Here is a 26,344-nt window from a genome sequence, read left to right as displayed (position 1 = left end):
CGGGCAACGTATGAAAAAGTTTCTCTCTCTTTTGCTGGTTCTGGCAGTGCTGCCTGTCGCCCTGTTGGTGGTAATCACGCCAATGGACAGCCAAAAACAGTACATTTTTGGCCTGATCAGCATCGGCATTCTCTGTGTCATGGGCTTGAGCAAAAAGCGCAGTATTTCGGTGATCATGGTGGTGATGTCGGTGCTGCTCTCGACGCGCTATATCTATTTTCGCCTGACACAAACCCTGCACTTTAATTCCGAAATTGAAACCCTCCTCGGCATGGGGCTGTTTCTCGCGGAAGTTTATGTCTGGGTGATGTTGCTGCTCAGCTACTTGCAAACGGTTTGGCCGCTGAAACGCGAACTCGTACAGTTGCCGGATGACATGAGCCTGTGGCTGACGGTCGATGTCTATATCCCGACCTATAACGAACCGCTGGATGTGGTACGCGATACGGTGCTGGCTGCGCAGTGCATGGATTACCCGCGCGATAAGATGAAAATCTATCTGCTCGACGACGGCAAACGCAGTGAATTCGCCGTGTTTGCCGCCGATGTTGGCGTCGGTTACATCACCCGTAACGATAACGCGCACGCCAAAGCCGGTAACCTCAACCATGCGATGAAACTTACCAACGGCGAGCTGATTTGCGTTTTTGACTGCGACCACGTCGCGACGCGCATCTTCTTGCAGGCCACGGTCGGCGGTTTCCTGAAAGACCCGAAACTGGCGCTGGTGCAGACGCCGCACTACTTCTATTCGCCCGATCCGTTTGAGCGTAACCTTTCCGTCGGGCGCAATATCCCCAACGAAGGGGCGCTGTTTTACGGCCCGATTCAGCAGGGCAACGATAACTGGAACGCCACCTTCTTCTGCGGCTCGTGCGCGGTGATCCGCCGTAGCGCGCTGGAAGAGATTGGCGGTTTTGCCGTGGAAACGGTCACCGAAGATGCGCATACCGCCCTGAAAATGCAGCGTCTCGGCTGGGGTTCGGCGTTTATTGATATTCCGCTGGCGGCGGGGCTGGCAACCGAGCGTCTGGTGCTGCATGTGATCCAGCGAACCCGCTGGGCGCGCGGTATGACGCAGATTTTTCGTCTCGATAACCCGTTGTTTGGCCGTGGGCTGACCATCCAGCAGCGCCTGTGCTACCTGAGCGCGATGCTCTATTACCAGTTTGCTTTGCCGCGTATCGCCTTTGTGACCGCGCCGCTGGCTTACCTGCTGTTTAACCTGAATATTATTCATTCTTCGGCCAGTCTGGTATTTGCCTACGCGCTGCCGCATCTGTTCCTGGCGGTGTATGTTAACTCGCGGCTGAATGGCCGCTTCCGTTACAGCTTCTGGGGCGAGATTTATGACCTGGTGATGGCGTTTCACATTGCGCTACCAACAATGGTTACCATGCTGTTTCCCAAACGCGGCAAGTTTAACGTCACCGACAAAGGCGGCCTGCTGAATGTCGGCTATTTCGACTTCAGCGTGGTGCGCCCGCATTTGATCATTGCCTTGCTGCTGGCGGCGGGCGTGGTCGCCGGGATTGTCCGCGCCTGTGCGCATGACTACTTTGGTGTTGATCCGCGCGTTATTGTGCTGAACGTTGGCTGGGGATTGTATAGCCTGATTTTCCTGCTGGCGGCGATTGCTGTCGCGCGCGAAACCCGCCAGACCCGCAAAACCATCCGTATTGATGTCGATATCCCGGTGCTTATCCATTACGCCAGCGGAATTACGTCGCGTAGCCAGACGGCGGATTTGTCGATGGGCGGATGCCGCATTGTGGTACCGGATGATCGACACCTGAACGATGACATCGAAGCGATTGAACTGCTGCTGCAATCCGGCGCGATTAGCATTCCGGTGCAGACCGTCGCCAGCGACGAGCAGCATATCCGCCTGATGTTCGACGATATTCCACTGTCGCGCCGCCGTGAACTGGTGCGCGTGGTGCTCTCCCGCGCCGATGCATGGATCCACCCGCCAAAACCGCAGGACAACCCGTTCCGCTCGATGTTGACCATTGTGCGTTGTGTTTTTGATCTCTTCTGGCTGACATGGAAATCACGCCGCGAAAACCGCCGTTTACGCACGCAGCACGCGGCAAAGGTTGCGCAGGAGGAGAGCGTATGAAGCGGCTAACCACGCTTGCCGCGCTGCTCGGCGCACTCTTCATCGCGCCGTTACACAGTGAAGAAACGACGGTTGAATCGCTGCTGCCGCTGAATCTGCCGCCGATAACGCAATCTACACCGACATTTGTGCCTTCGGTGATGAGCAGCGTCAGCATCGCACAGATGGGCCAGCCGCAAGGGATCACCCTCAGCGGCGGGCAATTCCAGGGCGGCGTCGATTTTACGCTGCCGGTCGACCAGGTAATGACCAGCGCCCGGCTGGCGCTGAACCTGAGAATTTCCCCGGCGCTGGCGGCGCGTAACGCCACCATGCAGTTGATGCTTAACGGCCAACCGCTCGGCACTGTGCCGCTGACGGCGACCGACAGCGACCTTGCCCGTTACCAGCTGGATGTTCCCGCAGCGTTGATGGTTTCCAGTAACAGCCTCAGCTTTAAAATTAACGATGGCGATGCCATGCAGTGTCAGCGCGACCTGAGTGACAAATATCGTGTCACTATCCTGCCGGATTCGCGCTTTGAGCTGGAAGGGCAGCAACTGGATATCGGCGCGGATCTGAGCCATTTCCCGCGCCCTTTCTTTGACAGCATGCAGATGTCACCTGCGGCGATTACCATGGCATTTGCACCTCAACTCAGCCCGGACGCCATTAGCGCCGGGGCGCTGATCGCCTCGTGGTTGGGTATTCAGGCCGATTACCGCGGTGCCTCGTTCGCGGCCTACCACGACCGTCTGCCGGAAAAAAACGGCATTCTGATTGGTCACCCCGGCGAGCAAATTGGCGGTTTAACGCTGCCGCAAACCAGCCAGCCGCTGCTGAAAATTATCGATAACCCGGCAAACCCGGTTTACAAACTGCTACTGGTGGTGGGGAAAGATGAAAGCGAATTACGCGCGGCGGCCTGGCGTTTAACGCGCGGCAACTTTGCGCTGCAAACCCCGGCGGTGGATGTCGATGCGCAGACGATCCCGCTGAGCAAACCGTACGATGCGCCGCGCTGGATCCCAACCGATCGTCCGGTGAAGTTATCGGAGCTGATCCGTAAAGATCAAAGCCTGACCGCCACCGGGATCTGGCACCCGCCGTTGCAGGTGGCGTTTCGTGCTGCACCCGATCTGTTCTTGTGGGACGGTGAAACCATCCCGCTGCATATCGGTTACCGTTTCCCGGCGGAAAACTGGATCGACGAACAACGTTCGTGGCTGAGCATGACCCTGAACGACACGTTCCTGCACAACCTGCCGGTCAATAAGCAGGGCGCGCTGGAGACGCTGTGGCGCAAGCTGGGCGGCGATGCGCGGCAGGAGCAATTTGATATGCCGCTGGAGCCGTACATGATTTACGGCGACAACCAGCTTTCGCTCTATTTCAACATCGTGCCGAAAAAGAACGCGCCGTGCAGCACCTTGCTGAATAACAACATTAAAAGCCGCATTGATGACGATTCGTGGATCGATCTCAGCCATACCCGCCACTTTGCGCTGTTGCCAAATCTTTCCTATTTCGTCGGGGCTTCTTTCCCGTTTACCCGCCAGGCGGATTACTCAGAAACGGTATTGATGCTGCCGGTCAACCCCAGCGAAACGCAGATTGCCACACTGTTTGATTTGGCGGCGCGTTCAGGCAACGCCACTGGAACTGCGCTCAGTCATAACCGTGTCGTGTTTGGTGTGCCGACCGGCGGCAGTTTCCTTGAACTGGTGAGTGGCCGCGATGTGCTGGCGGTAAGCGGCATGGATCAGCATGACTTTAACCGTGCGCTGCTGGCCAATTCGCCGTTTGCCACCCACGACAGCACGCTTGGCGTACGTGAGCCTTCTCGCTGGCAGAAAGTGCAGCGCTGGATAACGGGTGACTGGGCGGCAGAAGGCCTTGAAGCCGATCGCTACTTCTCTTCCAACGAAGCGTGGCGCGGCTTTATCAGCTTCCGCTCGCCATGGAACGATACGCGGCTGGTGGTGCTGGCACTCGGCAGCAACGACGAACAGTTGTCGCATCTGCATGACGATCTGGCTTCGGCAAAAATCAACGCCGGGATTCGCGGCGATGCCGCCATTATCACCAATGAAAACGGTGTTCGCAGCTTCCGCGTCGGCGAGCAGTTCCCCAGTGGCGAAATGCCGCCGCAGATGAAAGTGGTCTGGTACGCCAACCAACACTCGGCACTGCTGGCGATCCTTAGCCTGCTGGTGGGGTCGCTGGTGGGGTGGTTGTTGTATCGCATGCTGAAAAAGCGCGAGCGTAAACGTCTGGATGCGGGGAACAGCAAGTGAAGAGGGTGACAAAAATGCCTAAAAAAACCGCCCGTCGGCTGACAACAATTTGCCTCTCCGGCGTGCTGACGCTGGCGACCTCCGGCATGGCGCAGGCCGCGCCGAATGACGCGGCACTCAAGGCGCTATTTGATCAAGCTAACTACTGGCATGAGAAATCCCACGACGACCTGGCAATGGAATCGCTGAAAAAGGTGTTAATGGTCGATGCCAATAACACCCAGGCGATGTACCTGATGGCGCTGTGGGCGCAGCAAAATGGCGATGTGCAAACCGCCGCGCAGTGGCGAGCCAGGCTGGCGAAAACCGCACCGGACGATAACGGTTTGCAGGCGCTGGATAACGCTAAGCAGTTGTCGCAAGTGCCGCAAGGACAGTTAACGCTTGCGCGCCAGCAGGCACGCAGCGGCAATGTGCCCGCGGCGCTGGAAACCTGGCGCAGTTTATTCAATGGCGACACGCCGCCGCCAAGCCTCGCGCCGGAATACTATTTGACGATGGCGGGCGATAAAGCGCTCTACCCGCAGGCGCTGGCGGAAATCCAGCGCTTCGTCGCCCAGCATCCGCAGGACAATGCCGCCCGCGTGGCGCTGGGTAAAATGTTGACCTGGCGAGAAACCACGCGTCGCGAGGGAATTTTACTGCTGGAGCCAATGGCCAGCGGCAACAAAGAGGCAGATGAAGGATTGCGCCAGGCGCTGCTGTGGTTAGCGCCGCAGGCTGGCGATGAACGCTTTTACGATACCTGGTTGCAGCGCCATCCGCAGGATAGCGAGGTCCAGGCGTACTACCGTAAAAATGTCGGTGGCAGCGCGAAAGGCGCAGGCTTTACCGCGCTGAATAGCGGCGACAGCAATGCCGCAAAACGCCAGTTTGAGCAGGTATTGCAAACCAACCCGGACGACGCTGATGCGCTGGCGGGAATGGGTTACATTGCCCAGCGCAACGGTGATTACCAGGCGGCGGCACAATATCTGAACCGAGCGGCGAGCCAGGGGGGCGAAGCTTCAGCCGAACGCAAAGCCCAGGCGGAAGACGCCGCGTTTTATGGCCAACTGGCGCAGGCACAGCAAGCGTTAAAAATGGGCAATGTCAGCCAGGCACTGGCACTTTCCGCGCCGCTGGTGCAGCAGAGCGGTGAACGCGGCACGGCGGCAAAATTGTTCCGCGCTGATGTGCTGCGCCAGAACAAAGATTACCCGCAAGCGGAACAAGCCCTGCGCGACATTCTGAACGAGCAGCCGCAGAATGCGCCGGCGCGGGAAAATCTCTACTACGTGCTGCGCGATCAAAATAAAGCGGCAGAAGCGCAAAGCATGCTGCGCACGTTACCGGCGAGTTTGCAGGAAAAACTGCAACCGCGCGTGGTGACGGGTACGCCTGGCGACCCGCTGCGTCGGCAGGCGCAACAACTGGCGGCCAGCGGCAATACGTCGCAGGCCATTGCCGTGTTACGCCAGGGCGTGGCGCGCCTGCCGGATGACCCGTGGTTGCGCCTTGATTTGGCGCGTTTGCTGCAACAATCGGGGCAGGAAAATGAAGCCGCGAACGTGATGCTGCCCGCGCAAAACCCGCGAGCCGGTGCCAGTTCGCTGTACGCTGCCGCCCTGTTCGCCAGTGAAAATGGTGGCTGGCAGCAGGCCAGTATGCTGCTGTCACGTATCTCGCCCGCCAGCCAGAACGGCCAGATGCGCGATCTTGCGCAGCGGGTCAATTACAACCTGCAAATGGCGACTGCAGAGCGTTACCTCGTTCAGGGCAATATGACGGCGGCAGCCAATACTCTGAAAGCGCTGACGGCCACACCGCCGAAAAGCCCGGTCGATGCCGGGAAACTGGCGCGCATGCTGGCGCAGACTGGCGATACCACTAGCGCCGTTGCGCTGGTGCGTGAAAACATGAAACAGGGCGTGCAGGGCAACATCGGCGATTATGCCGATCAAGTTGCGGTGCTGAACCAGGCGGGGCTTAACCAGGAGGCGCAGGCCTTTGTTTCCCGCCCGGACGTGCAGGCGCGCAGCACGCCAGCCCAGCTTGCCGGAGTGCGTAATGGCTATGTGATCAACGAAGCGGATCAACTGCGTGAGCAGGGCAATTATGCCGCCGCCTATGACAAGCTGATCCGCGCGTTGCAAAACGACCCGCAGAACACGGATTTGATGTTCGCGATGGGGCGTTTGTATCAGTCCGGTAAGATGAACAAAGAAGCGGGTGTACTGTATGACTACCTGATGACGCGCGACAGCGAGGATCAGGCGGCGCGCGTTGGCGCGATTGATGTCGCGCTGGCGGAAAATAACATCGACAAGGCACAAACCTTAGCCAGCGGCCTGCGCAGCAACAATTCGCCGGATCGCTTGCTGTTGCTGGCGCGGCTGGAAGAGGCGAAAGGCAATCATCAGCAGGCGATGACCTACCTGCGCAGCGCACGCGGCAAGCTGGTGGGGCTGGAGTCGGACAACAGCGCGGCAACGCCGACAATCGGCGGTGTGTTGCTGGCGGATAACCCGTTTACCACCACCAGTAAAAGCGCGGCACCGCAGTCGCTGTATGGGCAAACGCTGCCGTGGCAAGTCGCACAGGTGGCGCACGAACCGGGCAGCAATTTGCCTGGCACTACACGTACTGATTTGCCGGTCGAAACGGCGCAAACGCGAACGCTGCGCCAGGTCGATGACATGATGCAGCAGATGAACGAGAAAACCGGAATGTGGTTGCAGGGTGGCGTGGAGATCCGTGGCCGCGACGGGGAAACCGGCACCAGCAAGCTGACGGAAGCCAAAGCGCCGCTGACCTGGTCCAGCTCGCCGTTTGGCGATGCGCGGTTTGAATTTACCGCCACGCCGATTTCGTTAAGTTCCGGTAGCGCTAATGGTGATGCCTGGCGGCGTTATGGTGCGAACCCGCTGGCGAATGGGGTGAGCAATATTGCGACCTCGATTAAAAACGCCAATAAATCCTCAGCAACTGACGGCAGCGATAAATTTACCGATCTCGCCGGTTATGCCGATGCCAGCAAATTGTCGCCGTTTACCGAAACGGGTTACGACAATCTCACCTCGCTGCTGTCATCGGGCCGCCTGAAGAGCCTGAGCGAATCAAACTATAAGACGAACTATAGCGACCCGATTAAGTCTTCCACCGATTCGCAAAACGCCAGCGGCGTTGAACTGAATATGGCGCTGAGCGGCGACAGCTACAAGCTGGATATCGGCAGTACGCCGCTGGGGCAGGATTTAACCTCGCTGGTGGGCGGCGTGAAATGGTCGCCGAAACTGACCAATTATTTAACACTTATCCTCACCGGCGAGCGGCGAGCGGTGACTGACAGCTTGTTGTCATACGTTGGGCTGCGGGACGCTTACTCTGGCGAGCGATGGGGGCAGGTCACCAAAAACGGCGGCAGCGCGCAGTTGAGCTACGATGACGGCGATGCCGGGTTCTACATTGGCGGTGGCGGATACAGCTACCTCGGTAAAGATGTGGCGAGCAACACCAGCGTGAATGCCAATGCCGGGGTTTATCTGCGTCCGTGGCACGACGATTTCCGCCAGTTGCAGACGGGGCTGAGCGTTGGCTGGATGAATTATTCGAAAAACCTCAGTTACTTCACTTACGGCCAGGGCGGTTACTTTAGCCCACAAAACTACGTGAGCGTGTCGTTGCCGGTTGATTTGTCGCAGAAAATCGATAACTGGAACCTCAGTATTGGCGGTGCGGTGGGTTACCAATCCTACACGCAGGATAAGAGCAATTACTTCCCGACAGAACCGGAAGCACAGAAGATGCTGCAACAGCTCGCCGATATGGGCTTTGTGAAAGAGGCGCAGTACCAGGGCGGTTCGCAAAACGGTATTGGCTATAACTTCCATGCCGGGCTGGATTACAACGTGAATAAAAACATGTCGGTAGGTGGAAAAGTCGGTTATGACACCTTCGGCAGTTACAACGAAAGCACCGCCGGGATTTGGCTCCGGTACATGCTGGGAGACAAATAATGACAACCAACACTGCAAACACGTTGCTGCTTGGCTATTTCCAGCAACAACAAACGTCGCCGGGCTGGTTTGATCTGCTGAACGTGATGATTGACGGTATGGTCAGAAATGTCGGTGAAGCGGAAAGTCTGCCGTTCCTGCGCCAAATGGGCGAAGCATTAGCGGATCGTGTGCCGCTTCCGGCTTCGGCGACGGTGGGCGAGTTGGAAGCGAATATTAACGCGCAGCTGGCGGTGTTCAACTGGGGATTTATTGATATCGAAACCACGGAACACGGGATGGCGTTTCGCCACCAGGCGTTGCCGGTGGCCCGCGAAGAGGCCTACCAGACCCGTTGGTGCTATGCGTTTTGCGCCATTCTTGAAGGGCTTTATTCGCGCTGGCTGCAAAACCAGGGCGGCGAGGCGAGCCTCGTGTTTACCCGAGAAAGGCTCTATTCTGTGGCGGATGTTCTCTTCCGTTACGCTAACCCACAGTGAGTTTGCCCATGTTGAAGCGCGTTTTCACCGCGATGGTGGTGATGGTGAGTCTGCTATTTGCATCCGTTTCCCAGGCCGCTGGTGCCTGGGAGAGTTATAAAGCGCGTTTTTTGATGCCGGATGGTCGCATTGTCGATACCGGCAACAAAAATGTCTCCCACACCGAAGGCCAGGGCTTCGCCATGCTGATGGCGGTCGCCAGCGACGACAAAGCGGCTTTTGATAGCATGTGGGGCTGGACCAATAAAACGCTGAAAAACAAAACCAATGGCTTGTTTTACTGGCGTTATAACCCGGTGGAAGCCGATCCTATCGCCGATAAAAATGACGCGACCGATGGCGATGTGCTGATCGCCTGGGCACTACTGAAAGCCGGTGAGCGCTGGAACAATGCCGCTTACCTTGCTGCCTCCGATGCGATTACTCAGGCGGTGCTCAAACATACGGTAGTCAGCTTTGCGGGTTACCGCGTGATGTTGCCGGGTGCCAACGGTTTTAACCTCAATACCTATGTAAACCTGAATCCGTCCTACTTTATTTTCCCGGCATGGCAGGCTTTTGCAGACCGCAGCCATCAGGTGGTCTGGCGCGATTTGATCAAAGACGGGCAAACGCTGCTTGGCAAAATGACGTTTGGTAAAGCGCGCCTGCCGACGGACTGGGTTTCACTGTCGGCGGACGGCAAACTGAACCCGGCGAAAGAGTGGCCGCCGCGTATGAGTTACGACGCCATTCGTATTCCGCTGTATGTGAGCTGGCAGGATCCGCACAGCGCGCTGTTAACGCCGTGGCGCAACTGGTGGCAGGGTTTTGGCCGCAGCCAGACGCCCGCATGGGTGGATGTGGCGACCAACGATAACGCGCCGTACAACATGAATGACGGTTTATTAGCGGTGCGGGATTTGACGTTGGGCGTAACGCCAGCAGAACCACAGATCACCGCGCAGGATGATTACTACTCCGCCAGCCTGAAAATGCTGGTCTGGCTGGCGCAGCAGCGCTAAATCGATAACCTCTCCCCGGCAGGGGAGAGGTTTGCATGATTATTGCGGGTAGGGCACCCAGTCACCGCCGTTCAGGCGCACATACGGCTTATCCTGGTACTGCAACACAATGGCGTTGGCGTTTTCAGACACCGGCGCGGTTTGCGGCAGATTACTGGTAAGCTGCTGCCAGTTGACGTTGTCCTCGGTAAAGATTTTGCCATCCAGCACGCGGGTGACAATCTCGGAGATAGCCAGGAAACTGCTCGGCTGCGTAATGGTTATCGGCGCGCCCTGATGCGGTGATTTCATGCCAAAGAACTTAATCGCCGTCGGCACGTTAGTAATCGATGGGCTTGGGATATCGCGCAAGCCGGAAACCTGCATTTTATCACCCTGTAGCGCCGCGCCGTGTTCCGGCACCAGCACCACCATCACTTTGCGCCCGGATTTATCCAGTTGCGTGAAGAACGCATCCAGCTCATCAAACAACTTCTGCGCGCGCAGTTTGTAATCGGCGGTTTTGCGATTGCCCGGAAAGTGGTTGCCATCGTGCAGCGGCAGCAGGTTGTAGAAGGTCGCGGTGCGCTGACCTTGTTTAAAGCTGTCGGACTCCATCCAGCGGTTCAGTACCGCTGTGTCGTCATAAATTGGTGAGCCGTCAAAAGAGAGCAGCACCGGCGGCAGACCCGCCTGGTTCATCAGCGGCGCTTGCATACCACCGTTGTCGCGCACTTCTTTGAGGAAACCGCCGAACTCACCGTTGTGGTCCATCATCAACTGCTGGCTGAAGCCGAGTTTCGACAGGTTATCAAACAGGTAGCACTGCGTATTGGCCTGCTGGTAGAGATTTTTATGCGACGGCTGGCCGCAGCTGGCGCGCAGCAGGCGAATTGCCGCCGGGCCGCTATAAGCGGTCGCCGAGTTGAAGTTTTTGAACTCAATATCAAAGTGTGACCACAGCGGGTGTGACGCCAGACCCGCCGCTTCAATATCGGCCCATGAGAGGGAGCAGATATTGATGAACAGCAGATCGAACGGTTGGGCATCTGCCGGAAGCTGCGCCGGGAAGGTGCTCTGGCGTTTCTCTTCTGCGGCGTAGAAACTTGCCAGCCACGCGTTCAGATTCTCTGAGGTTGGCGGCGCGGTTTGTGCGGGAATATCGCCAACCACCGGCGTATCGCCCGCCGCTGCGACCGTTGCCGCCGCCGAGCCGCCAGTGGTGGTGACGGTCGTGGTCGGTTGGCCTGCGGGCCACAGACTAAATGCCGGCCCGGTCAACGTCAGCACGTTTAACCAGATCATAATCGCGACGACAAACACGGTGACGCGGATCCACTGCGACAAGAACAGCCAGGCAATCAGCATCACGAAAATCGCGCCAATCATCTGCCAGTTGATAAAACGCATGACCAGATCCCACAGGTAATCGGCACTGAAGCCCGCGACCTGCGAGCCCTGGCTCATCATACTTTCAAGACCCGGCAACCAGGTGTCGTGCCAGAACAGACCGAAACCGATGGGAATGGCAACCCAGTGACGTAAGCGATGCAGGCTGACGCGCGGCAGCGGCATCAGCAGAAAAGCCATAAACACCAGATTCAGCAGCGGGTGAAAGTTAAGGTAGCCCGCCCACAACAGACCGAATTTCACCAGAAAATAGAAATTCCAGCCAGAAAGGCCACGCCAGTATTGCCACAATGGCGAAGGCGTTGAAGTGGTCATAGTATGATTAGTCATGTTTTCGGTCTGCCTTGACGAACGATTCCCGGCGCAGCACTCCGACCGGTTTTACATAGCGTGGTTTGGTAAACAGTATGCGCAACGCGCTGCGGATCGGGCGTATCCAGTGGCGTGTAAGGTAGCCCAGTGGGAAAAAGATCAGGGCGCAAAGCACCACAAGCTGAATAATATCGCTGATTGACATCATGAGGTGCGCTCCGGGGCTTTACTGAATAACCGCAACGGTTCCGGGATTCGACGCCAGTTTGTACCGTCGTACTCAGCATTAATGATTTTCTTCTCTTCGGCGGTAACGGGCAGCGGTTTCGCCCATTTATCTGGTGACAGTGCGCGCATTTGCACCAGCTCTGCGGCAATCAGGCTATCTTCAAACCACACCACGCGATTAGAGAAAATGTCTGCCGTTGGCAGCGGGAAAATGTGATTCAACGCCGTGTCGAGATCGTTAACCCGGCAGAACGACAAAAACAGCACCAGACGATTATCGCCGAGGCTGACAATATCGCCCACGCGATTTGGGCGGCACAGCGTTAGCGCTTGCTCGACGCGAATACCGGGCACCGGGCGCAGCGCGACCAATACCCCTTTGCCATCGGCGGGCAACAGCGAGTTTTGGACCATATTCCCGACGGCGTCGCAGAACACGTTCCACGGCTGAAAACCGCGCAGTTTTAGCGGCTGAGTCATGGAAAGTAGCGTGGTGATATCTTCCGGCACCAGGCGGTTAAACTGCTGGCCCTGCACGCTTTCAATAAGCGTCAGACAGCGGGAAAGGGGCGCGTTCCAGGGGATCACCATATTGGCGCCACAGCCGAGCAGCAAGCGTTCGTCAGTAGCACGCAGGCTGGCCTGGCTTTCACGAACAATAATTTTTAGCCCGCTGCCGCGCTGGCGGCGCAGCGTGTGGACCTGGCGTGCGATGTTATCGATTTGATTGTTTCGCGCAAGGGTGAAAATCAACGTTGCCGCCTGGCTGGATCGCGCTTCTTCAAATAATGCTTCGTTGGTGTCAAATAATGTCCAGTGTTCCGACAGCGGCGGTGCGCCTTCCAGCACGGCGACGTTGCTTAATATGCGTTTCTCATCGCTGCGCGGTTGCACCGATGCTTCTTCTTGCTTCGCAAGTTGCCAGCGACCTTGATGGTGATTAAGTACTAATTGCTGGCGCGCGCTAATGCCTTTTTCATTACACCACCAGGCAATATCATAAACATGCATATCGTTTCGGTAGCGTAAACTCGCCAGTCCAAACAACGAACGATATTCACTCATTAAAATTGATGATTGTTTGTCGTTATTGTTGCCAGGGTTAATAACCAGTAAGGTGCATTTATGATATTTCGCCCAGGTATGAGTTCTTTCTAACCACTGTTGTAAATCAGGCACGGATATATTCTGCCAGGCATTATTTGCGCACAGCAGAATCAGTAAATAATTTTCAGGTTCAAATGAACAAAGCAAATCGCGGGTGAAAAAGTATAGACTATTGTTCTGATTTGGCATGGTGAAAATTCTGATTTTATCAGGACCATGCTCTTTGTCTAACTCAATGATTTTCATCAAGTTATGACCCATGCCGATTGCCGCCACCTGCGCTTTTTTATCCTGGGCCGCGAGCGTTTGGTTTATCAGACTTATTGCATCTTGTTCACGATCGGTATTAACCCACCAAACGCCACCCGCAGGCATATGACGCAATTCGTCCCATAACGATTCAATGCCGATAGAAAATATGGGCTCCACGATGTCCCTCTTGATGCAAAATTGTCTGTATCTCAGTTTACTAGCGAAAGCCGAGAAATAAACCTAACATTGAAATTAAAGAACATCAGATTTAGCATGTAAACGAATTTTCTCGGGCACGATGCCTTGCTACATCTGTACGTGTGTTTCTATTCAAAGGGATCGGGCCAGAATGCATAACAATGAACCCAAAACGCAGTCAGACCCAACTCTGGGCTATACATTCCAAAATGATTTTCTGGCGTTAAGTAAGGCATTTTCATTGCCTGAAATTGATTACGCCGATATTTCCCAGCGAGAACAGTTGGCGGCGGCATTTAAGCGCTGGCCGCTGCTGGCAGAATTAGCCCGTCAACAATAAGGGATAACCAGGATGGCCATCTTGGGTTTACAGGGGATTCGCGGTGGTGTTGGGACGACATCGATCACTGCGGCTCTGGCCTGGTCATTACAAATTTTAGGCGAATCGGTGCTGGTGATTGATGCCTGCCCTGATAATCTTTTGCGCCTGTCATTTAATGTCGACTTTGAACATCAACACGGCTGGGCGCGCGCGGTATTGGATGGGCAAGACTGGCGCGACGCCGGGATGCGCTATACCTCGCAGCTCGATCTCCTGCCTTTTGGCCGTCTGGCCGCAAATGAGTGGGATAACCTCCATTTATTGCACGAACCGCTGAGCCAACTCACTACCATTTTGCAGGCGCTGAAAACGCAGCAAAGTTATCAGTGGGTGTTAATCGATCTCCCGCACGGTGTTTCACCGCTGACGCGCCAGTTCGTGGCGCAGTGCGACCATCTGTTTACGGTGGTAAAACCCGACACTAACTGTCATATCCGTTTGCATCAACAACTGTTGCCTGCGGGCGCGCATATTCTGCTTAACGATCTGCGCATTGGCAGCCAGCTACAAGACGATCTCTGGCAGGTGTGGCTGCAAAGCCAGCGGCAGATCCTCCCGACCCTTATCCACCGTGATGAAGCGATGGCGGAATCTCAGGCGTTGAAACAGCCTTTGGGCGAATACCGGGCGGATTCGCTGGCGGCGGAAGAGATACTAACGCTGGCGAACTGGTGCCTGCTGCACTGTGCGCACACGCAAGAAGTAACCGGCGAGCAGGAAGGGAGCCCGCAATGAGTCGCCTTTCCGCCTGGTTGCTGATCCCTCCGGTGAGCGCGCGTTTAAGCGAACGCTACCAGCGTTACCGTGAACACGGCGCTTCTGGGTTTAGCGCAGCGTCTGGCTGCTTCTGGGCGATCCTCGCATGGGTGTTTATTCCGCTGGAGCACCCGCGCTGGCAGCAACTCTGTGCGCAGCAGCATTTGTGGTTCCCGCATATTGACCCTGACAGACCGCGACCACTCGATCCGGCGCGCTATTTACTGCAAACCTTGTGGTTGCTGGTCACGCTGCCCTGGGGCGATCGGAAGTCTCCCCGTCGCAAACGTTTTGCCCGGGCGCGTGTGCTGCGCGGGCGCTGGTATCACTGGCTGGATACGCTGCCAGAGCGCGTCACACACCGCACCGGCCATCTGGATGATAAAAAAGAGTTGGCGCATATCAGCCCGCGTGTGCGCCGCTTTATTCTTGGCATCATCGTAGTGTTCTCGCTGATCCTTGCCATTCTGTGTATTACGCAGCCGTTTAACCCGCTGTCGCAGTTTGTTTTCCTGATGCTGTTGTGGGGCGTGGCGCTGCTGGTACGCCGAATTCCGGGACGTTTCTCCGCTCTGATGCTGATCGTCCTCTCGCTCACCGTTTCCTGCCGCTATATCTGGTGGCGCTACACTTCGACGCTGAACTGGGATGACCCGGTGAGTCTGGTATGCGGCCTGGTGCTGCTGTTTGCAGAAACCTACGCGTGGATTGTGCTAGTGCTTGGCTATTTCCAGGTGGTATGGCCGCTGAATCGCCAGCCGGTGCCGCTGCCGAAAGATATGTCGTTGTGGCCTTCTGTCGATATCTTCGTACCGACCTATAACGAAGATTTGAATGTGGTGAAAAACACCATTTATGCCTCGTTGGGCATCGACTGGCCGAAAGACAAGCTGAAGATTTGGATCCTTGATGATGGTGGGCGCGAAGAGTTCCGCCAGTTCGCCAAAAGCGTCGGCGTCGAGTACATCGCCCGAACCACGCATGAGCACGCAAAAGCGGGCAACATTAATAATGCGCTGAAATACGCGAAAGGTGAGTTCGTGTCGATTTTCGACTGCGACCACGTGCCGACGCGCTCGTTCCTGCAAATGACCATGGGCTGGTTCTTAAAAGAGAAAAAGCTGGCGATGATGCAGACGCCACACCACTTCTTCTCGCCGGATCCGTTTGAACGTAACCTTGGGCGTTTTCGAAAAACCCCGAACGAAGGCACGCTGTTCTACGGGCTGGTGCAGGATGGTAACGATATGTGGGACGCCACTTTCTTCTGCGGTTCTTGTGCGGTGATCCGCCGTGGGCCGCTGGACCAGATTGGCGGTATCGCCGTTGAAACCGTCACCGAAGATGCGCACACCTCGCTGCGTTTACACCGTCTGGGGCATTCGTCGGCGTATATGCGCATCCCGCAGGCGGCCGGGCTGGCGACAGAGAGCCTGTCTGCGCATATTGGCCAGCGTATTCGCTGGGCGCGCGGCATGGTGCAGATTTTCCGCCTCGACAATCCGCTGATGGGCAAAGGGCTCAAACTGGCGCAGCGCCTTTGTTACGTCAATGCGATGTTCCATTTCTTATCGGGAATACCGCGGCTTATCTTCCTGACCGCGCCGCTGGCGTTTTTGTTGCTGCATGCCTACATCATTTACGCGCCAGCGCTGATGATTGCGCTGTTTGTGCTACCTCACATGATTCACGCCAGCCTGACCAACTCAAAGATACAGGGTAAATATCGTCACTCTTTCTGGAGCGAGATCTACGAAACCGTGCTGGCGTGGTATATCGCGCCGCCCACGCTGGTAGCACTGTTTAATCCGCACAAAGGGAAGTTTAACGTCACCGCCAAAGGCGGCCTGGTGGAAGAGGAATATGTGGACTGGGTGATTTCACGTCCTTACATCTACCTTGTGCTGCTCAACCTGACGGGCGTGCTGGTGGGGATTTGGCGTTATTTCTACGGCCCGGAAAACGAAGTGCTCACCGTGTTCGTCAGTATCGCGTGGGTGTTCTACAACATGATTATCCTTGGCGGTGCGGTTGCGGTCTCGGTGGAAAGTAAGCAGGTGCGCCGCGCGCATCGTGTTGAAATCTCCATGCCTGCGGTAATTGCCCGCGAAGATGGCTATCTCTTCTCTTGTACCGTGCATGATTTCTCCGACGGCGGCCTTGGCATCAAGATTAACGGCCAGGCGCAGGTGCTTGAAGGGCAAAAAGTGAATTTGCTGCTCAAACGCGGCCAGCAAGAGTATGCATTCCCCACCACCGTGGCGCGTGTTAATGGCAACGAAGTGGGCTTGCAGTTAATGCCGTTGACGACCAAACAGCATATCGATTTTGTGCAGTGTACTTTTGCCCGCGCCGACACATGGGCGCTGTGGCAGGACAGCTTCCCGGAAGACAAGCCTCTGGAAAGTCTGATGGATATTTTGAAATTGGGTTTCCGCGGCTATCGCCATCTCGCGGAATTTGCTCCACCGTCTGTCAAAGTGATTTTCCGCTCATTCACCGTACTGGTGTCCTGGGTGGTGTCATTTATTCCGCGCCGTCCGGAACGGAATGTGGCAGTGCAGCAACCGATGACGTGATTGGCTCAACAATGATGAAAACGCGATGAAAAGAAAACTTTCCTGGATTTGTGCAGTGGCTGTGGGGACGAGTATTTTGTCTCCGGTGATGACGTATGCAGCGCCAGCCCCGACGGTTCCGGCTGTTGCGCCCGCCACTGAGCCGGTGGCAACTCCTGCGCCGGGACAAACGGAATCATTGAGGCCAACCACGCCAACAGACGGCCAAAACGTTGTCGGGCAGGTGATGCCGGGCGTACCGGGGGCGAATGCGCCGGTGGTCGACGCAAACGCGCCGTCGCTCGATGTGAAACTGACTTTCGCCCAAATCGCGCCGCCGCCGGGCAGCATGGTGCTGCGCGGTATCAACCCGGACGGTGGCGTTGAGTTTGGTATGCGCAGCGATGAGCTGGTTTCGAAAGCGGTGCTTAATCTTGAGTACACGCCATCGCCCTCTCTGCTGCCGGTGCAATCTCAGTTGAAGGTCTATCTGAATGATGAATTGATGGGCGTCTTGCCGGTCACCAAAGAGCAACTCGGCAAAAAAACGCTGGCGCAGGTGCCGATCAACCCGCTGTTTATCGCCGACTTCAACCGGGTGCGGCTGGAATTCGTCGGCCACTATCGCGATGTGTGCGAAAACCCGGCCAGCAGCACGCTATGGCTGGATATTGGTCGCAGCAGTTCGCTGGATTTGACTTACCAGAAGCTGGCGGTGCAAAACGATCTCTCCCACTTCCCGATCCCATTCTTTGACCCGCGTGACAACAGGGCGCTGACGCTGCCGATGGTTTTCGCGGGCGCACCGGACATTGAACAACAGCAAGCCGCTGCGGTTATTGCGTCCTGGTTTGGCTCCCGTACCGGCTGGCGTGGGCAGAGCTTCCCGGTCACTTACAACAGCTTGCCGGACCGCAACGCGATTGTCTTCGCCACCAATGACAAACGTCCTGATTTCCTGCGTGATGCGCCCGCTGTAAAAGGGCCGACCATCAGCATGATCAACCACCCGAATAACCCGTATGTGAAACTGCTGGTGGTGTTTGGCCGTGATGACAAAGATCTGATACAGGCGGCGAAAGGCATCGCTCAGGGTAACGTGCTGTTCCGTGGCGATAGCGTCACGGTGGATGAGGTGAAACCGCTACTGGCGCGCCAGCCATACGATGCGCCGAACTGGGTGCGTACTGACCGCCCGGTCACCTTTGGCGAGCTGAAAACCTATGAAGAACAGTTGCAGTCGACCGGGCTGGAACCCTCGGCGATTAACGTGTCGCTGAATCTGCCGCCGGATCTCTATCTGCTGCGCAGTACCGGTATCGATATGAATCTTAATTATCGTTACACCGCGCCGCCGACCAAAGACAGCTCGCGCATGGATATCAGCCTGAATAACCAGTTCCTGCAATATTTCAACCTGACCGGCAACCAGGACACTAACCGCCTGTTGCTGCACCTTCCGGTATTGCAAGGGCTGCTGGACAGCAAAACGGATGTCTCTATTCCGGCGCTGAAGCTGGGCGCGGTGAACCAGTTGCGCTTTGATTTCCAGTATATGAACCCGATGCCGGGAGGCACCATTGAGAACTGCGTGACCTTCCAGCAGGTGCCAAACCGTGTGGTGATTGGCGACGACTCCACCATCGACTTCTCGAAGTATTACCACTTTATTGCGATGCCGGACTTGCGCGCCTTTGCCAATGCGGGCTTCCCGTTTAGCCGGATGGCCGATTTGTCGCAAACTATCGTCGTCACGCCGCCGCAGCCCACGCCTGCGCAAATGGCCACGCTACTGGATTCGCTGGGCGCGGTGGGCGCACAGACCGGCTTCCCGGCAATCAATGTGCAACTGACTAACGATGGTAACCAAATCAAGGATAAAGACGCCGATATCATGATTATCGGCACCATTCCTCCGGCGTTAAAAGACGATAAGAAAATCGATCTGCTGGTGAATGCAGCGCAAAGCTGGGTGAAAACGCCGCTGCGCCAGACGCCGTTCCCGTCGATTGTGCCAGATGCCGCCGACCGTCAGGCCGATGCGCAAACCGGGATCACATCCGATGGTCCGATGGCGGCGATTGTCGGCTTCCAGTCGCCGTATCACGATCAGCGCAGTGTGGTCGCGCTGCTGGCTGACAGCCCGCGTGGTTATGAATTGCTTAACGGCGCGATGAACGACAGCGGCAAGCGTGCGGCGATTTATGGTTCGGTGACCGTGATTCGCGAATCTGGCGTCAACGGCCTGCGCGTGGGCGATATTTACTATGTCGGTCACTTGCCGTGGTTTGAGCGTATCTGGTACGCGCTGGCAAACCATCCGGTGCTGCTGGCGGTACTGGCGGCGGTCAGCGTGGTGTTGCTGGCATGGGTGTTGTGGCGTCTGCTGCGGATCATTAGCCGTCGCCGTCTCGACCCTGATCACGAGTAACGAAAATGAGAACGCGACGTTGGTGGGTGATAGTGGCGTTGATGCTGGCGGCGGTGAATGTGCGCGCCGCCTGCACCTGGCCTGCCTGGGATCACTTCAAACAAGCCTATGTGAGCGACGGCGGCCGGGTGGTTGATCCCAGCGATCAACGCAAGGTAACCACTTCAGAAGGGCAGAGTTATGCGCTGTTCTTCGCACTAGCGGCTAACGATCGCGACACCTTTGCCAGGGTGCTGCAATGGACGCAAAACAACCTGGCGCAAGGCTCGCTCAGTACCCATCTTCCCGCCTGGCTGTGGGGCAAAAAAGAGGACAATAGCTGGACGGTGCTGGACACCAACTCGGCGTCTGACTCCGATCTGTGGATTGCCTGGTCGCTACTGGAAGCGGGGCGTTTATGGAAAAACGACGCGTACAGCCAGCTGGGTAAAGCGTTGTTAGCCCTTATCGCCAAACAAGAAGTCGTCACGGTGCCGGGGCTGGGATCGATGTTGCTGCCGGGCAAAATCGGCTTTGCCGAACCGACCACCTGGCGTTTTAACCCGAGCTATTTACCGCCGCAACTGGCGAGCTATTTCAGTCGCTTTGGCGCGCCGTGGTCGACGCTGCGCGAAACCAATCTTCGTTTGTTGCTGGAAACCGCGCCGAAAGGCTTCGCGCCCGATTGGGTACGTTTTCAGAAAGGGAGCGGCTGGCAGCTTAAGTCCGAAAAGACGCTGGTGAGCGGTTATGATGCTATCCGTGTTTATTTGTGGGTGGGCATGATGCACGACCGGGACACGCAGAAAGCGCGCCTGCTGGAAAAATTCAAACCGATGGCCAGCGTGACCATGAAAAACGGACGTGTGCCGGAAAAAGTGGACGTGGCGAGCGGAAAAATTCTTGGGGATGGCCCGGTGGGGTTTGCCGCTGCGCTGTTGCCATTTTTACAGGATCGCGATGCGCAAGCCGTACAACGGCAATGGGTCGCCGATCATTTCCCCGGCGACGATGCCTACTATAGCTATGTTCTGACCCTGTTTGGACAAGGGTGGGACCAGCACCGTTTTCGCTTCACCCCTCGCGGTGAGTTACAACCTGACTGGGGCCAGGAATGCGCAACTTCACAGTAAGTTTACTCTGTTTCTCACTCGCGCTTGCGCTGGCTCCCGCTACGCAAGCGGCCGATGCTGGCGCGCAGCAGCAACTGCTTGCGCAGGTGCGCCTTGGTGAAAGCACCAAGCGTGAGGATCTGGTACGCCAGTCGCTCTACCGCCTTGAGCTTATCGCGCCGGATGACCCGGAAGTCATCGCCGCGCGCTTACGTTATTTGCTGCGCCAGGGTGATAACGCGGGCGCGCAAAAGCAGCTTGACCGCATGAAACAGCTGGCACCCGATTCCAGCACCTATAAATCAGCGATGACCACCATGGCGCTTTCCACGCCGGAAGGTCGCCAGGCGCTGCAACAAGCGCGTTTGCAGGCAACCACTGGCCATACGCAGGAGGCGCTTGCAGCTTACGATGCCTTGTTTAAAGGCAACCCGCCGCCGGGCGATTTGTCGGTTGAATACTGGATGTTGGTGGCAAAAGTGCCCGCGCGTCATGCCGAAGCAGTCAAACGTTTACAAGCACTGAATGCCGCGAATCCTGGCAACGATCAGTTGCAGGGCGGGCTGGCGCAAATGTTGTTTGCCGATGGGCGCAGCGCGGAAGGTTATGCGGTGCTGGAACAGATGGCGAAAACCAGCAATGGTCGCGCAGCAGCAGCGAGTATCTGGTATCAACAAATTCAGGCGATGCCGACCAGCGAGGCCAGCGTAAAAGCCCTTCAGCGCTTTCTGACGCTGTTTAGTTCTGGCGACACGGTAGATAGCGCCCGAACATTACTTGCCGCGCAGCAAAAACAGTTGGCCGACCCGGCGTTTCGCGCGAAAGCGACAGGGCTGGCGGCGGTGGATGCCGGGCAGGGCGCGAAAGCGGTGGGCGAGTTGCAGCAAGCCGTCAACGCTAACCGCGCAGACAGCGAAGCGGTTGGGGCGCTGGGGCAAGCCTATTCGCAAAGCGGCGATCGAGCCCGCGCGGTGGCGCAACTGGAAAAAGCCATCGCCATGGATCCGACCAGCGGCAACCGCAGCAAGTGGGACAGCTTGCTGAAAACTAACCGCTACTGGCTGTTGATTCAGCAGGGTGATGCGGCGCTAAAAGCCAACAACGTGCAGCAGGCGGAACGTTATTACCAGCAGGCGCGCAACACCGATAATACCGACAGTTATGCGGTGCTGGGTCTTGGTGATGCCGCCGCAGCGCGCAAAGATAACGCGGCGGCTGAAGGTTTCTATCGCCAGGCGCTGCGCATGGATAGCGGCAACAGCAACGCGGTGCGCGGCCTGGCAAATATTTACCGCGCGCAGTCGCCGGAGAAAGCGGAACAGTTTATTCAGTCGCTCTCTGCCAGCCAGCGGCGCAGCATTGATGATATTGAACGCGGGTTGACGAACGACCGCCTCGCGCAGCAGGCAGAAGCGCTGGAAAACAGAGGTGAATGGGCGCAAGCGGCAGAGCTGCAACGTAAGCGGCTGGCGCTCGATCCCGGCAGCGTATGGATAACTTACCGGCTGGCCAGCGATCTTCGCCAGGCAGGGCAGCGGGGCGAAGCCGATTCGCAGATGAACCGTCTGGTCACGCTCAAACCGCGCGACCCGGAACAGGTCTACGCGTATGGCCTCTATCTTTCCGGTAATAATCAGCAAATGGCGGCGCTGAATCACCTGAATGCGCTGCCGAAAAGCCAGTGGAACAGCAATATTCAGGAGCTGGCCGACAGGCTGCAGGCCAACCAGTTGCTGGACAACGCCAACCGTCTGCGCGATGGCGGTCATGAAGATCAGGCGGTAGCGCTACTGGCGCAGCAACCGGCGTCTTCACGTATTGATTTAACGCTGGCCGACTGGGCCCAGCAGCGCGGCGACAATAGCGAAGCACAACGTTATTACCAGCGTGTTCTGCAAAGAGAACCCGCCAATGAAGAGGCGCTGCTTGGCCTGGCGGAGCTGTATGCCGCAGATGGCAATCATATGGCCGCGCGCGCGGCGCTGGCGAAACTGCCTGCCACGACGCCCGCCCAGCCGCCATCAATCAACACCCAGCGTCGGCTGGCGCTGGTACAAACCCAGTTGGGCGATACCGCCAGCGCAGAGCGGATTTTCGCTGCCATCGTCCCGCAGGCGAAATCTCAGCCACCGTCAATGGAGAGCGCGTTGGTGCTGCGTGATGCGGCGCGTTTCGGGGCGCAAAACGGTGAACCTCAGCAGGCGCTGGACAGTTATAAAGATGCGATGGTGGCGTCGGGCGTCACGACGACGCGCCCGGTGGATAACGACACCTTTACCCGCCTGACACGCAATGATGAAAAAGATGACTGGCTGAAACGCGGAGTGCGCAGCGATGCCGCCGATCTCTACCGTCAGCAGGATCTGAATGTCACATTGCAGCATGAGTTTTCGGACTCCAGCGGTACGGGCGGGTATTCGGATTTAAAAGCGCATAACACCATGTTGCAGGTGGATGCGCCGCTGTCGGACGGGCGAATGTTTTTCCGGACTGACGTGGTGAATATGGATGTCGGAACCTTCAGTAAACGCGATGACGGCACTTATCGCCCGAGCTTTGGCACCTGCGGCGATGTGCCGTGTGTTGGCGGTAATCGTCACCAGTCTGATAGCGGTGCCAGCGTTGCGGTGGGATGGCGAAACAATACCTGGTCGATGGATATTGGCACCACGCCGATGGGCTTTAACGTCGTTGATGTGGTCGGTGGGCTAAGTTACAGCAGCGATGTCGGGCCGTTTGGCTATACCGTGGATCTCCATCGTCGCCCCATTTCCAGTTCATTGCTGGCCTTTGGCGGGCAAAAAGATCCGAGCAGTAACACCGGTAAAACCTGGGGTGGTGTTCGGGCTAATGGCGGTACGCTGAGCCTCAGTTATGACAAGGGCGAAGCGAATGGCGTATGGGCGAGCCTCGGGGCGGATACGCTGGAAGGCAAGAATGTCGACGACAACTGGCGCGTGCGCTGGATGACCGGTTACTACTACAAGCTCATCAATGAAAACAACCGGCGCGTTACCGTGGGCCTGAACAATATGATCTGGCACTACGACAAAGATTTGAGCTATTACACCTTAGGCCATGGCGGCTATTACAGCCCGCAGGAGTATCTCTCATTTTCGGTGCCGGTGTTGTGGCGTGAGCGTACGGAGAACTGGTCCTGGGAGTTGGGAGGTTCAGTGTCGTGGTCGCATTCCCGCACCAAAATGATGCCGAGGTATCCATTGCTGAACTTGATTCCCGCGGATTTCCGCGCCCGGGCAAGCGAGCAGTCTGAACCCGGCAGTAGCAGTAATGGATACGGTTATACCGCGCGCGCGCTCATTGAACGCCGGGTGACTTCCCATTGGTTTGTCGGTGCGGGTGTCGATATTCAGCAGGCCAAGGACTATACCCCAAGCCACGCACTGATTTATGTGCGTTATTCCGGCGCGGGCTGGCAGGGCGATATGGATATGCCGCTCCAGCCTCTGGTTCCGCATGCTGACTGGTAAAAAAGGAGTATTCCTGGCGGGAAATAACGGCATAAAGCGATAATCTCACCGTCGTTAACCGCCAGCGATTCAAAAGGTTACAGACTACTTTCCCCGTTGTTTTCCGCTGATTGAGATTCTGCTTAGCGGTTTATCTCAAGCACCGCGCGATAGAGTATACTCTGGCGGCTAAGTACCCTTTTATTCTGTTCTGCGCTCATTGTGTCTCTGGAGAGTGATTTTGCGTGTCAGCCGTTCTTTAACCATTAAACAAATGGCCATGGTTGCTGTTGTCTCTATGGTGTTTGTTTTTATTTTCTGCGTCATTTTGCTGTTCCATTTCTTACAGCAGAATCGCTATAACACGGCTACACAACTGGAAAGTATTGCCCGCTCCGTACGCGAACCCCTTTCAGCGGCGATTTTAAAAGCCGACATTCCCGAAGCAGAAGCGATTATCAAACAGATTAAACCTGCGGGCGTCGTAAGCCGTGCGGATGTCGTGCTGCCGAATCAATTTCAGGCGTTGCGCATGAGCTTTATCCCGGAACGTCCGGTTCCGGTGATGATCACGCGAATGTTTGAATTGCCGGTGCAGATCTCCTTGCCTATCTATTCGCTGGAGCGCCCGGCAAACCCGCAACCGCTGGCCTACCTGGTGCTGCAGGCGGATTCATACCGGGTTTATAAGTTCGTGATCAGTACGTTATCAACGTTAGTGACGGCTTACTTACTTTTAACGTTGATGCTCACGGTGGCGCTCACCTGGTGTATCAACCGGCTGGTGGTTCACCCGCTGCGAAAAATTTCCCGGACGCTCAATGATCTACCGGCGCAGGAACTTGCCGGGCATCAACTGCCTGTGCCCCGTCTCCATCATGATGATGAAATTGGCATTATGGTGCGCAGCTACAACCGCAACCAGCAATTGCTGCTGCGTCAGCAAGAAGAGCTGAATACCCAGGCAACGCATTTCCCGGTTTCTGAACTGCCGAATAAAGCTTTCCTGATGGCGCTGCTGGAGCAAACGGTGACCCGGCAAAACCCGACCGCGCTACTGGTCGTCGCCTGCGACACGCTGCGTGATACCGCCGGTGTGCTGCAGGAGTCTCAGCGCGAGATGTTGCTGCTGACGCTGGTAGAGAAACTGAAATCGATACTGACACCGAACACGGTGCTGGCGCAGGTGAGCGCCTATGACTTTGCGATTATCGCTCACGGTGTGAGTGAGCCGTGGCACGCGATGACGCTGGGTAAGCAAGTGCTCACTGTAATTAACGAGCGCGTGCCGCTGCACGGCATCCAGTTACGACCCAATGCCAATATTGGTGTGGCAATGTTTTACGGCAACCTTTCTGCCGGGCAGCTATACCACCGGGCGGCTTCCGCTGTCGTTAGTGCACAGCGCAAAGGGAAAAACCAGATCCAGTTCTTCGATCCCGAGCAGATGGAGCAGGCACAGCAATGGCTGGCGCAGGAGAGCGACATCCTTACTGCGCTTGACGAGGGGCGGTTCGCGCTCTGGTTACAGCCGCAGGTGGATGTTGCAAGCGGCGAAGTGGTCAGCGCGGAAGCGTTGCTCCGTTTACGCCAACCAGACGGCAGTTGGGCATTGCCGGAAGGGCTTATCGAACGTATTGAATCCTGCGGATTGATGGTCAACGTCGGGTATTGGGTACTGGAAGAGTCCTGCCGTTTGCTGGCCGGTTGGCAATCGCGTGGCATTATGCTGCCGCTCTCAGTGAATCTCTCGGCCTGTCAATTGACGCATCCTACGATGATGGCCGATATGCTGGATTTGTTGCAGCGTTACCGTATTGCGCCGCAGACGTTGATCCTTGAAGTGACAGAAAGCCGCCATATTGATGATCCCCAGGCAGCCGTGGCGATTTTGCGCCCGCTGCGCGATGCCGGGGTGCGCATTGCGCTGGATGATTTTGGCATGGGGTATTCCGGGCTGCGCCAATTGCATCATATGAAGTCGCTGCCGGTGGATGTGCTTAAAATCGACAAAATGTTTGTTGAAGGCTTGCCGGATGAAAACAGCATGGTGGCGGCCATTATCCACCTGGCACGCAGTCTGGATCTGCGCATCGTCGCTGAGGGTGTGGAGAATGAAGCGCAACGGGCCTGGCTTGCTGATGCCGGTGTTGATGTGGCGCAGGGCTTTTTATTTGGTCGCGCGGCGTCGGCGGAGGTGTTTGAACAGCAGTTTTTTGCCGCATCGGATAAGCCTGAAAACCCGTAATTTGTTACGGGCTTGTGCGAGTCAGTTCAAAGTTTTTAACATT

The 26,344-nt window shown here is 56.6% G+C and carries 15 protein-coding genes; 12 read left to right on the top strand and 3 right to left on the bottom strand.

Going from position 1 to position 26,344, the window contains the following annotated elements; genetic code table 11:
- Nucleotides 1-10 precede the first annotated feature (10 nt).
- From bcsA (ACFX4O_RS12555) to ACFX4O_RS12535, 5 genes are read left to right on the top strand one after another with little or no spacing between them, the layout of a single operon-like run.
- A complete protein-coding gene (gene bcsA / locus ACFX4O_RS12555) occupies nucleotides 11-2,122 on the top strand; it encodes a UDP-forming cellulose synthase catalytic subunit (RefSeq protein ID WP_380209598.1) in 2,112 nt (703 codons plus the stop codon).
- Nucleotides 2,119-4,398, top strand: a complete 2,280-nt coding sequence (gene bcsB / locus ACFX4O_RS12550; protein WP_380209600.1) for a cellulose biosynthesis cyclic di-GMP-binding regulatory protein BcsB — start codon at nucleotides 2,119-2,121, stop codon at nucleotides 4,396-4,398. Before bcsA (ACFX4O_RS12555) ends, bcsB (ACFX4O_RS12550) begins: the two co-directional genes overlap by 4 nt.
- A gap of 14 nt (nucleotides 4,399-4,412) precedes the next feature.
- Nucleotides 4,413-8,396 (top strand): cellulose synthase subunit BcsC-related outer membrane protein, encoded by a 3,984-nt coding sequence (locus ACFX4O_RS12545; RefSeq protein WP_380209602.1) that lies wholly within the window; start codon nucleotides 4,413-4,415, stop codon nucleotides 8,394-8,396.
- Nucleotides 8,396-8,875: a cellulose biosynthesis protein BcsD gene (gene bcsD, locus ACFX4O_RS12540; RefSeq protein WP_380209604.1), complete on the top strand. Its 480-nt coding sequence runs from the start codon at nucleotides 8,396-8,398 to the stop codon at nucleotides 8,873-8,875. Before ACFX4O_RS12545 ends, bcsD begins: the two co-directional genes overlap by 1 nt.
- Nucleotides 8,876-8,883: 8 nt before the next feature.
- Entirely contained in the window at nucleotides 8,884-9,879 is a 996-nt protein-coding gene (locus tag ACFX4O_RS12535; protein ID WP_380209606.1) for a glycosyl hydrolase family 8, read from the top strand.
- 39 nt (nucleotides 9,880-9,918) lie between these two features.
- Here the strand turns inward: ACFX4O_RS12535 and bcsG are convergent, their stop codons facing one another.
- From bcsG to bcsE, 3 genes are read right to left on the bottom strand one after another with little or no spacing between them, the layout of a single operon-like run.
- Entirely contained in the window at nucleotides 9,919-11,598 is a 1,680-nt protein-coding gene (gene bcsG / locus ACFX4O_RS12530) for a cellulose biosynthesis protein BcsG (RefSeq protein WP_380209608.1), read from the bottom strand.
- Nucleotides 11,591-11,788 carry a cellulose biosynthesis protein BcsF gene (bcsF, locus tag ACFX4O_RS12525; RefSeq protein ID WP_131411338.1) on the bottom strand — a complete coding sequence of 66 codons (198 nt, stop codon included), beginning with the start codon at nucleotides 11,786-11,788 and terminating at the stop codon, nucleotides 11,591-11,593. Before bcsF ends, bcsG begins: the two co-directional genes overlap by 8 nt.
- Nucleotides 11,785-13,344, bottom strand: a complete 1,560-nt coding sequence (gene bcsE, locus ACFX4O_RS12520; RefSeq protein ID WP_131411336.1) for a cellulose biosynthesis c-di-GMP-binding protein BcsE — start codon at nucleotides 13,342-13,344, stop codon at nucleotides 11,785-11,787. Before bcsE ends, bcsF begins: the two co-directional genes overlap by 4 nt.
- 172 nt (nucleotides 13,345-13,516) lie before the next feature.
- Between bcsE and bcsR the strand changes: the two genes are divergently transcribed.
- From bcsR to hmsP, 7 genes are all read left to right on the top strand, one after another.
- A complete protein-coding gene (bcsR, locus tag ACFX4O_RS12515) occupies nucleotides 13,517-13,705 on the top strand; it encodes a cellulose biosynthesis protein BcsR (protein WP_017458258.1) in 189 nt (62 codons plus the stop codon).
- A 12-nt stretch (nucleotides 13,706-13,717) separates the two neighbouring features.
- Nucleotides 13,718-14,482, top strand: coding sequence for a cellulose biosynthesis protein BcsQ (gene bcsQ / locus ACFX4O_RS12510; RefSeq protein WP_380209612.1), 765 nt, complete (start codon nucleotides 13,718-13,720; stop codon nucleotides 14,480-14,482).
- Nucleotides 14,479-17,082, top strand: a complete 2,604-nt coding sequence (gene bcsA / locus ACFX4O_RS12505; protein ID WP_380209614.1) for a UDP-forming cellulose synthase catalytic subunit — start codon at nucleotides 14,479-14,481, stop codon at nucleotides 17,080-17,082. The genes bcsQ and bcsA (ACFX4O_RS12505) overlap by 4 nt, the downstream gene beginning before the upstream one ends.
- 25 nt (nucleotides 17,083-17,107) lie before the next feature.
- Complete coding sequence (gene bcsB, locus ACFX4O_RS12500; RefSeq protein ID WP_380209615.1) at nucleotides 17,108-19,492, top strand: cellulose biosynthesis cyclic di-GMP-binding regulatory protein BcsB; 2,385 nt, start codon at nucleotides 17,108-17,110, stop codon at nucleotides 19,490-19,492.
- A gap of 5 nt (nucleotides 19,493-19,497) precedes the next feature.
- Nucleotides 19,498-20,604: a cellulose synthase complex periplasmic endoglucanase BcsZ gene (gene bcsZ, locus ACFX4O_RS12495; RefSeq protein WP_380209617.1), complete on the top strand. Its 1,107-nt coding sequence runs from the start codon at nucleotides 19,498-19,500 to the stop codon at nucleotides 20,602-20,604.
- Nucleotides 20,586-24,074: a cellulose synthase complex outer membrane protein BcsC gene (bcsC, locus tag ACFX4O_RS12490; RefSeq protein WP_380209619.1), complete on the top strand. Its 3,489-nt coding sequence runs from the start codon at nucleotides 20,586-20,588 to the stop codon at nucleotides 24,072-24,074. Before bcsZ ends, bcsC begins: the two co-directional genes overlap by 19 nt.
- A gap of 220 nt (nucleotides 24,075-24,294) precedes the next feature.
- Nucleotides 24,295-26,301 carry a biofilm formation regulator HmsP gene (gene hmsP, locus ACFX4O_RS12485; RefSeq protein WP_380209621.1) on the top strand — a complete coding sequence of 669 codons (2,007 nt, stop codon included), beginning with the start codon at nucleotides 24,295-24,297 and terminating at the stop codon, nucleotides 26,299-26,301.
- Nucleotides 26,302-26,344 lie beyond the last annotated feature (43 nt).

Source organism: Kosakonia sp. YIM B13571 (assembly GCF_042788095.1).
In the GTDB taxonomy this organism is placed as follows: domain Bacteria; phylum Pseudomonadota; class Gammaproteobacteria; order Enterobacterales; family Enterobacteriaceae; genus Kosakonia; species Kosakonia quasisacchari.
Note: the sequence above shows the minus strand (reverse complement) of the source record. Positions and strands in the feature narration are given on the sequence as shown.

Coding starts and splice junctions, on each gene's coding strand:
- bcsA (WP_380209598.1), top strand. CDS start 11: ATGAAAAAGTTTCTCTCTCTTTTGCTGGTTCTGGCAGTGCTGCCTGTC.
- bcsB (WP_380209600.1), top strand. CDS start 2,119: ATGAAGCGGCTAACCACGCTTGCCGCGCTGCTCGGCGCACTCTTCATC.
- ACFX4O_RS12545 (WP_380209602.1), top strand. CDS start 4,413: ATGCCTAAAAAAACCGCCCGTCGGCTGACAACAATTTGCCTCTCCGGC.
- bcsD (WP_380209604.1), top strand. CDS start 8,396: ATGACAACCAACACTGCAAACACGTTGCTGCTTGGCTATTTCCAGCAA.
- ACFX4O_RS12535 (WP_380209606.1), top strand. CDS start 8,884: ATGTTGAAGCGCGTTTTCACCGCGATGGTGGTGATGGTGAGTCTGCTA.
- bcsG (WP_380209608.1), bottom strand. CDS start 11,598: ATGACTAATCATACTATGACCACTTCAACGCCTTCGCCATTGTGGCAA.
- bcsF (WP_131411338.1), bottom strand. CDS start 11,788: ATGATGTCAATCAGCGATATTATTCAGCTTGTGGTGCTTTGCGCCCTG.
- bcsR (WP_017458258.1), top strand. CDS start 13,517: ATGCATAACAATGAACCCAAAACGCAGTCAGACCCAACTCTGGGCTAT.
- bcsQ (WP_380209612.1), top strand. CDS start 13,718: ATGGCCATCTTGGGTTTACAGGGGATTCGCGGTGGTGTTGGGACGACA.
- bcsA (WP_380209614.1), top strand. CDS start 14,479: ATGAGTCGCCTTTCCGCCTGGTTGCTGATCCCTCCGGTGAGCGCGCGT.
- bcsB (WP_380209615.1), top strand. CDS start 17,108: ATGAAAAGAAAACTTTCCTGGATTTGTGCAGTGGCTGTGGGGACGAGT.
- bcsZ (WP_380209617.1), top strand. CDS start 19,498: ATGAGAACGCGACGTTGGTGGGTGATAGTGGCGTTGATGCTGGCGGCG.
- bcsC (WP_380209619.1), top strand. CDS start 20,586: ATGCGCAACTTCACAGTAAGTTTACTCTGTTTCTCACTCGCGCTTGCG.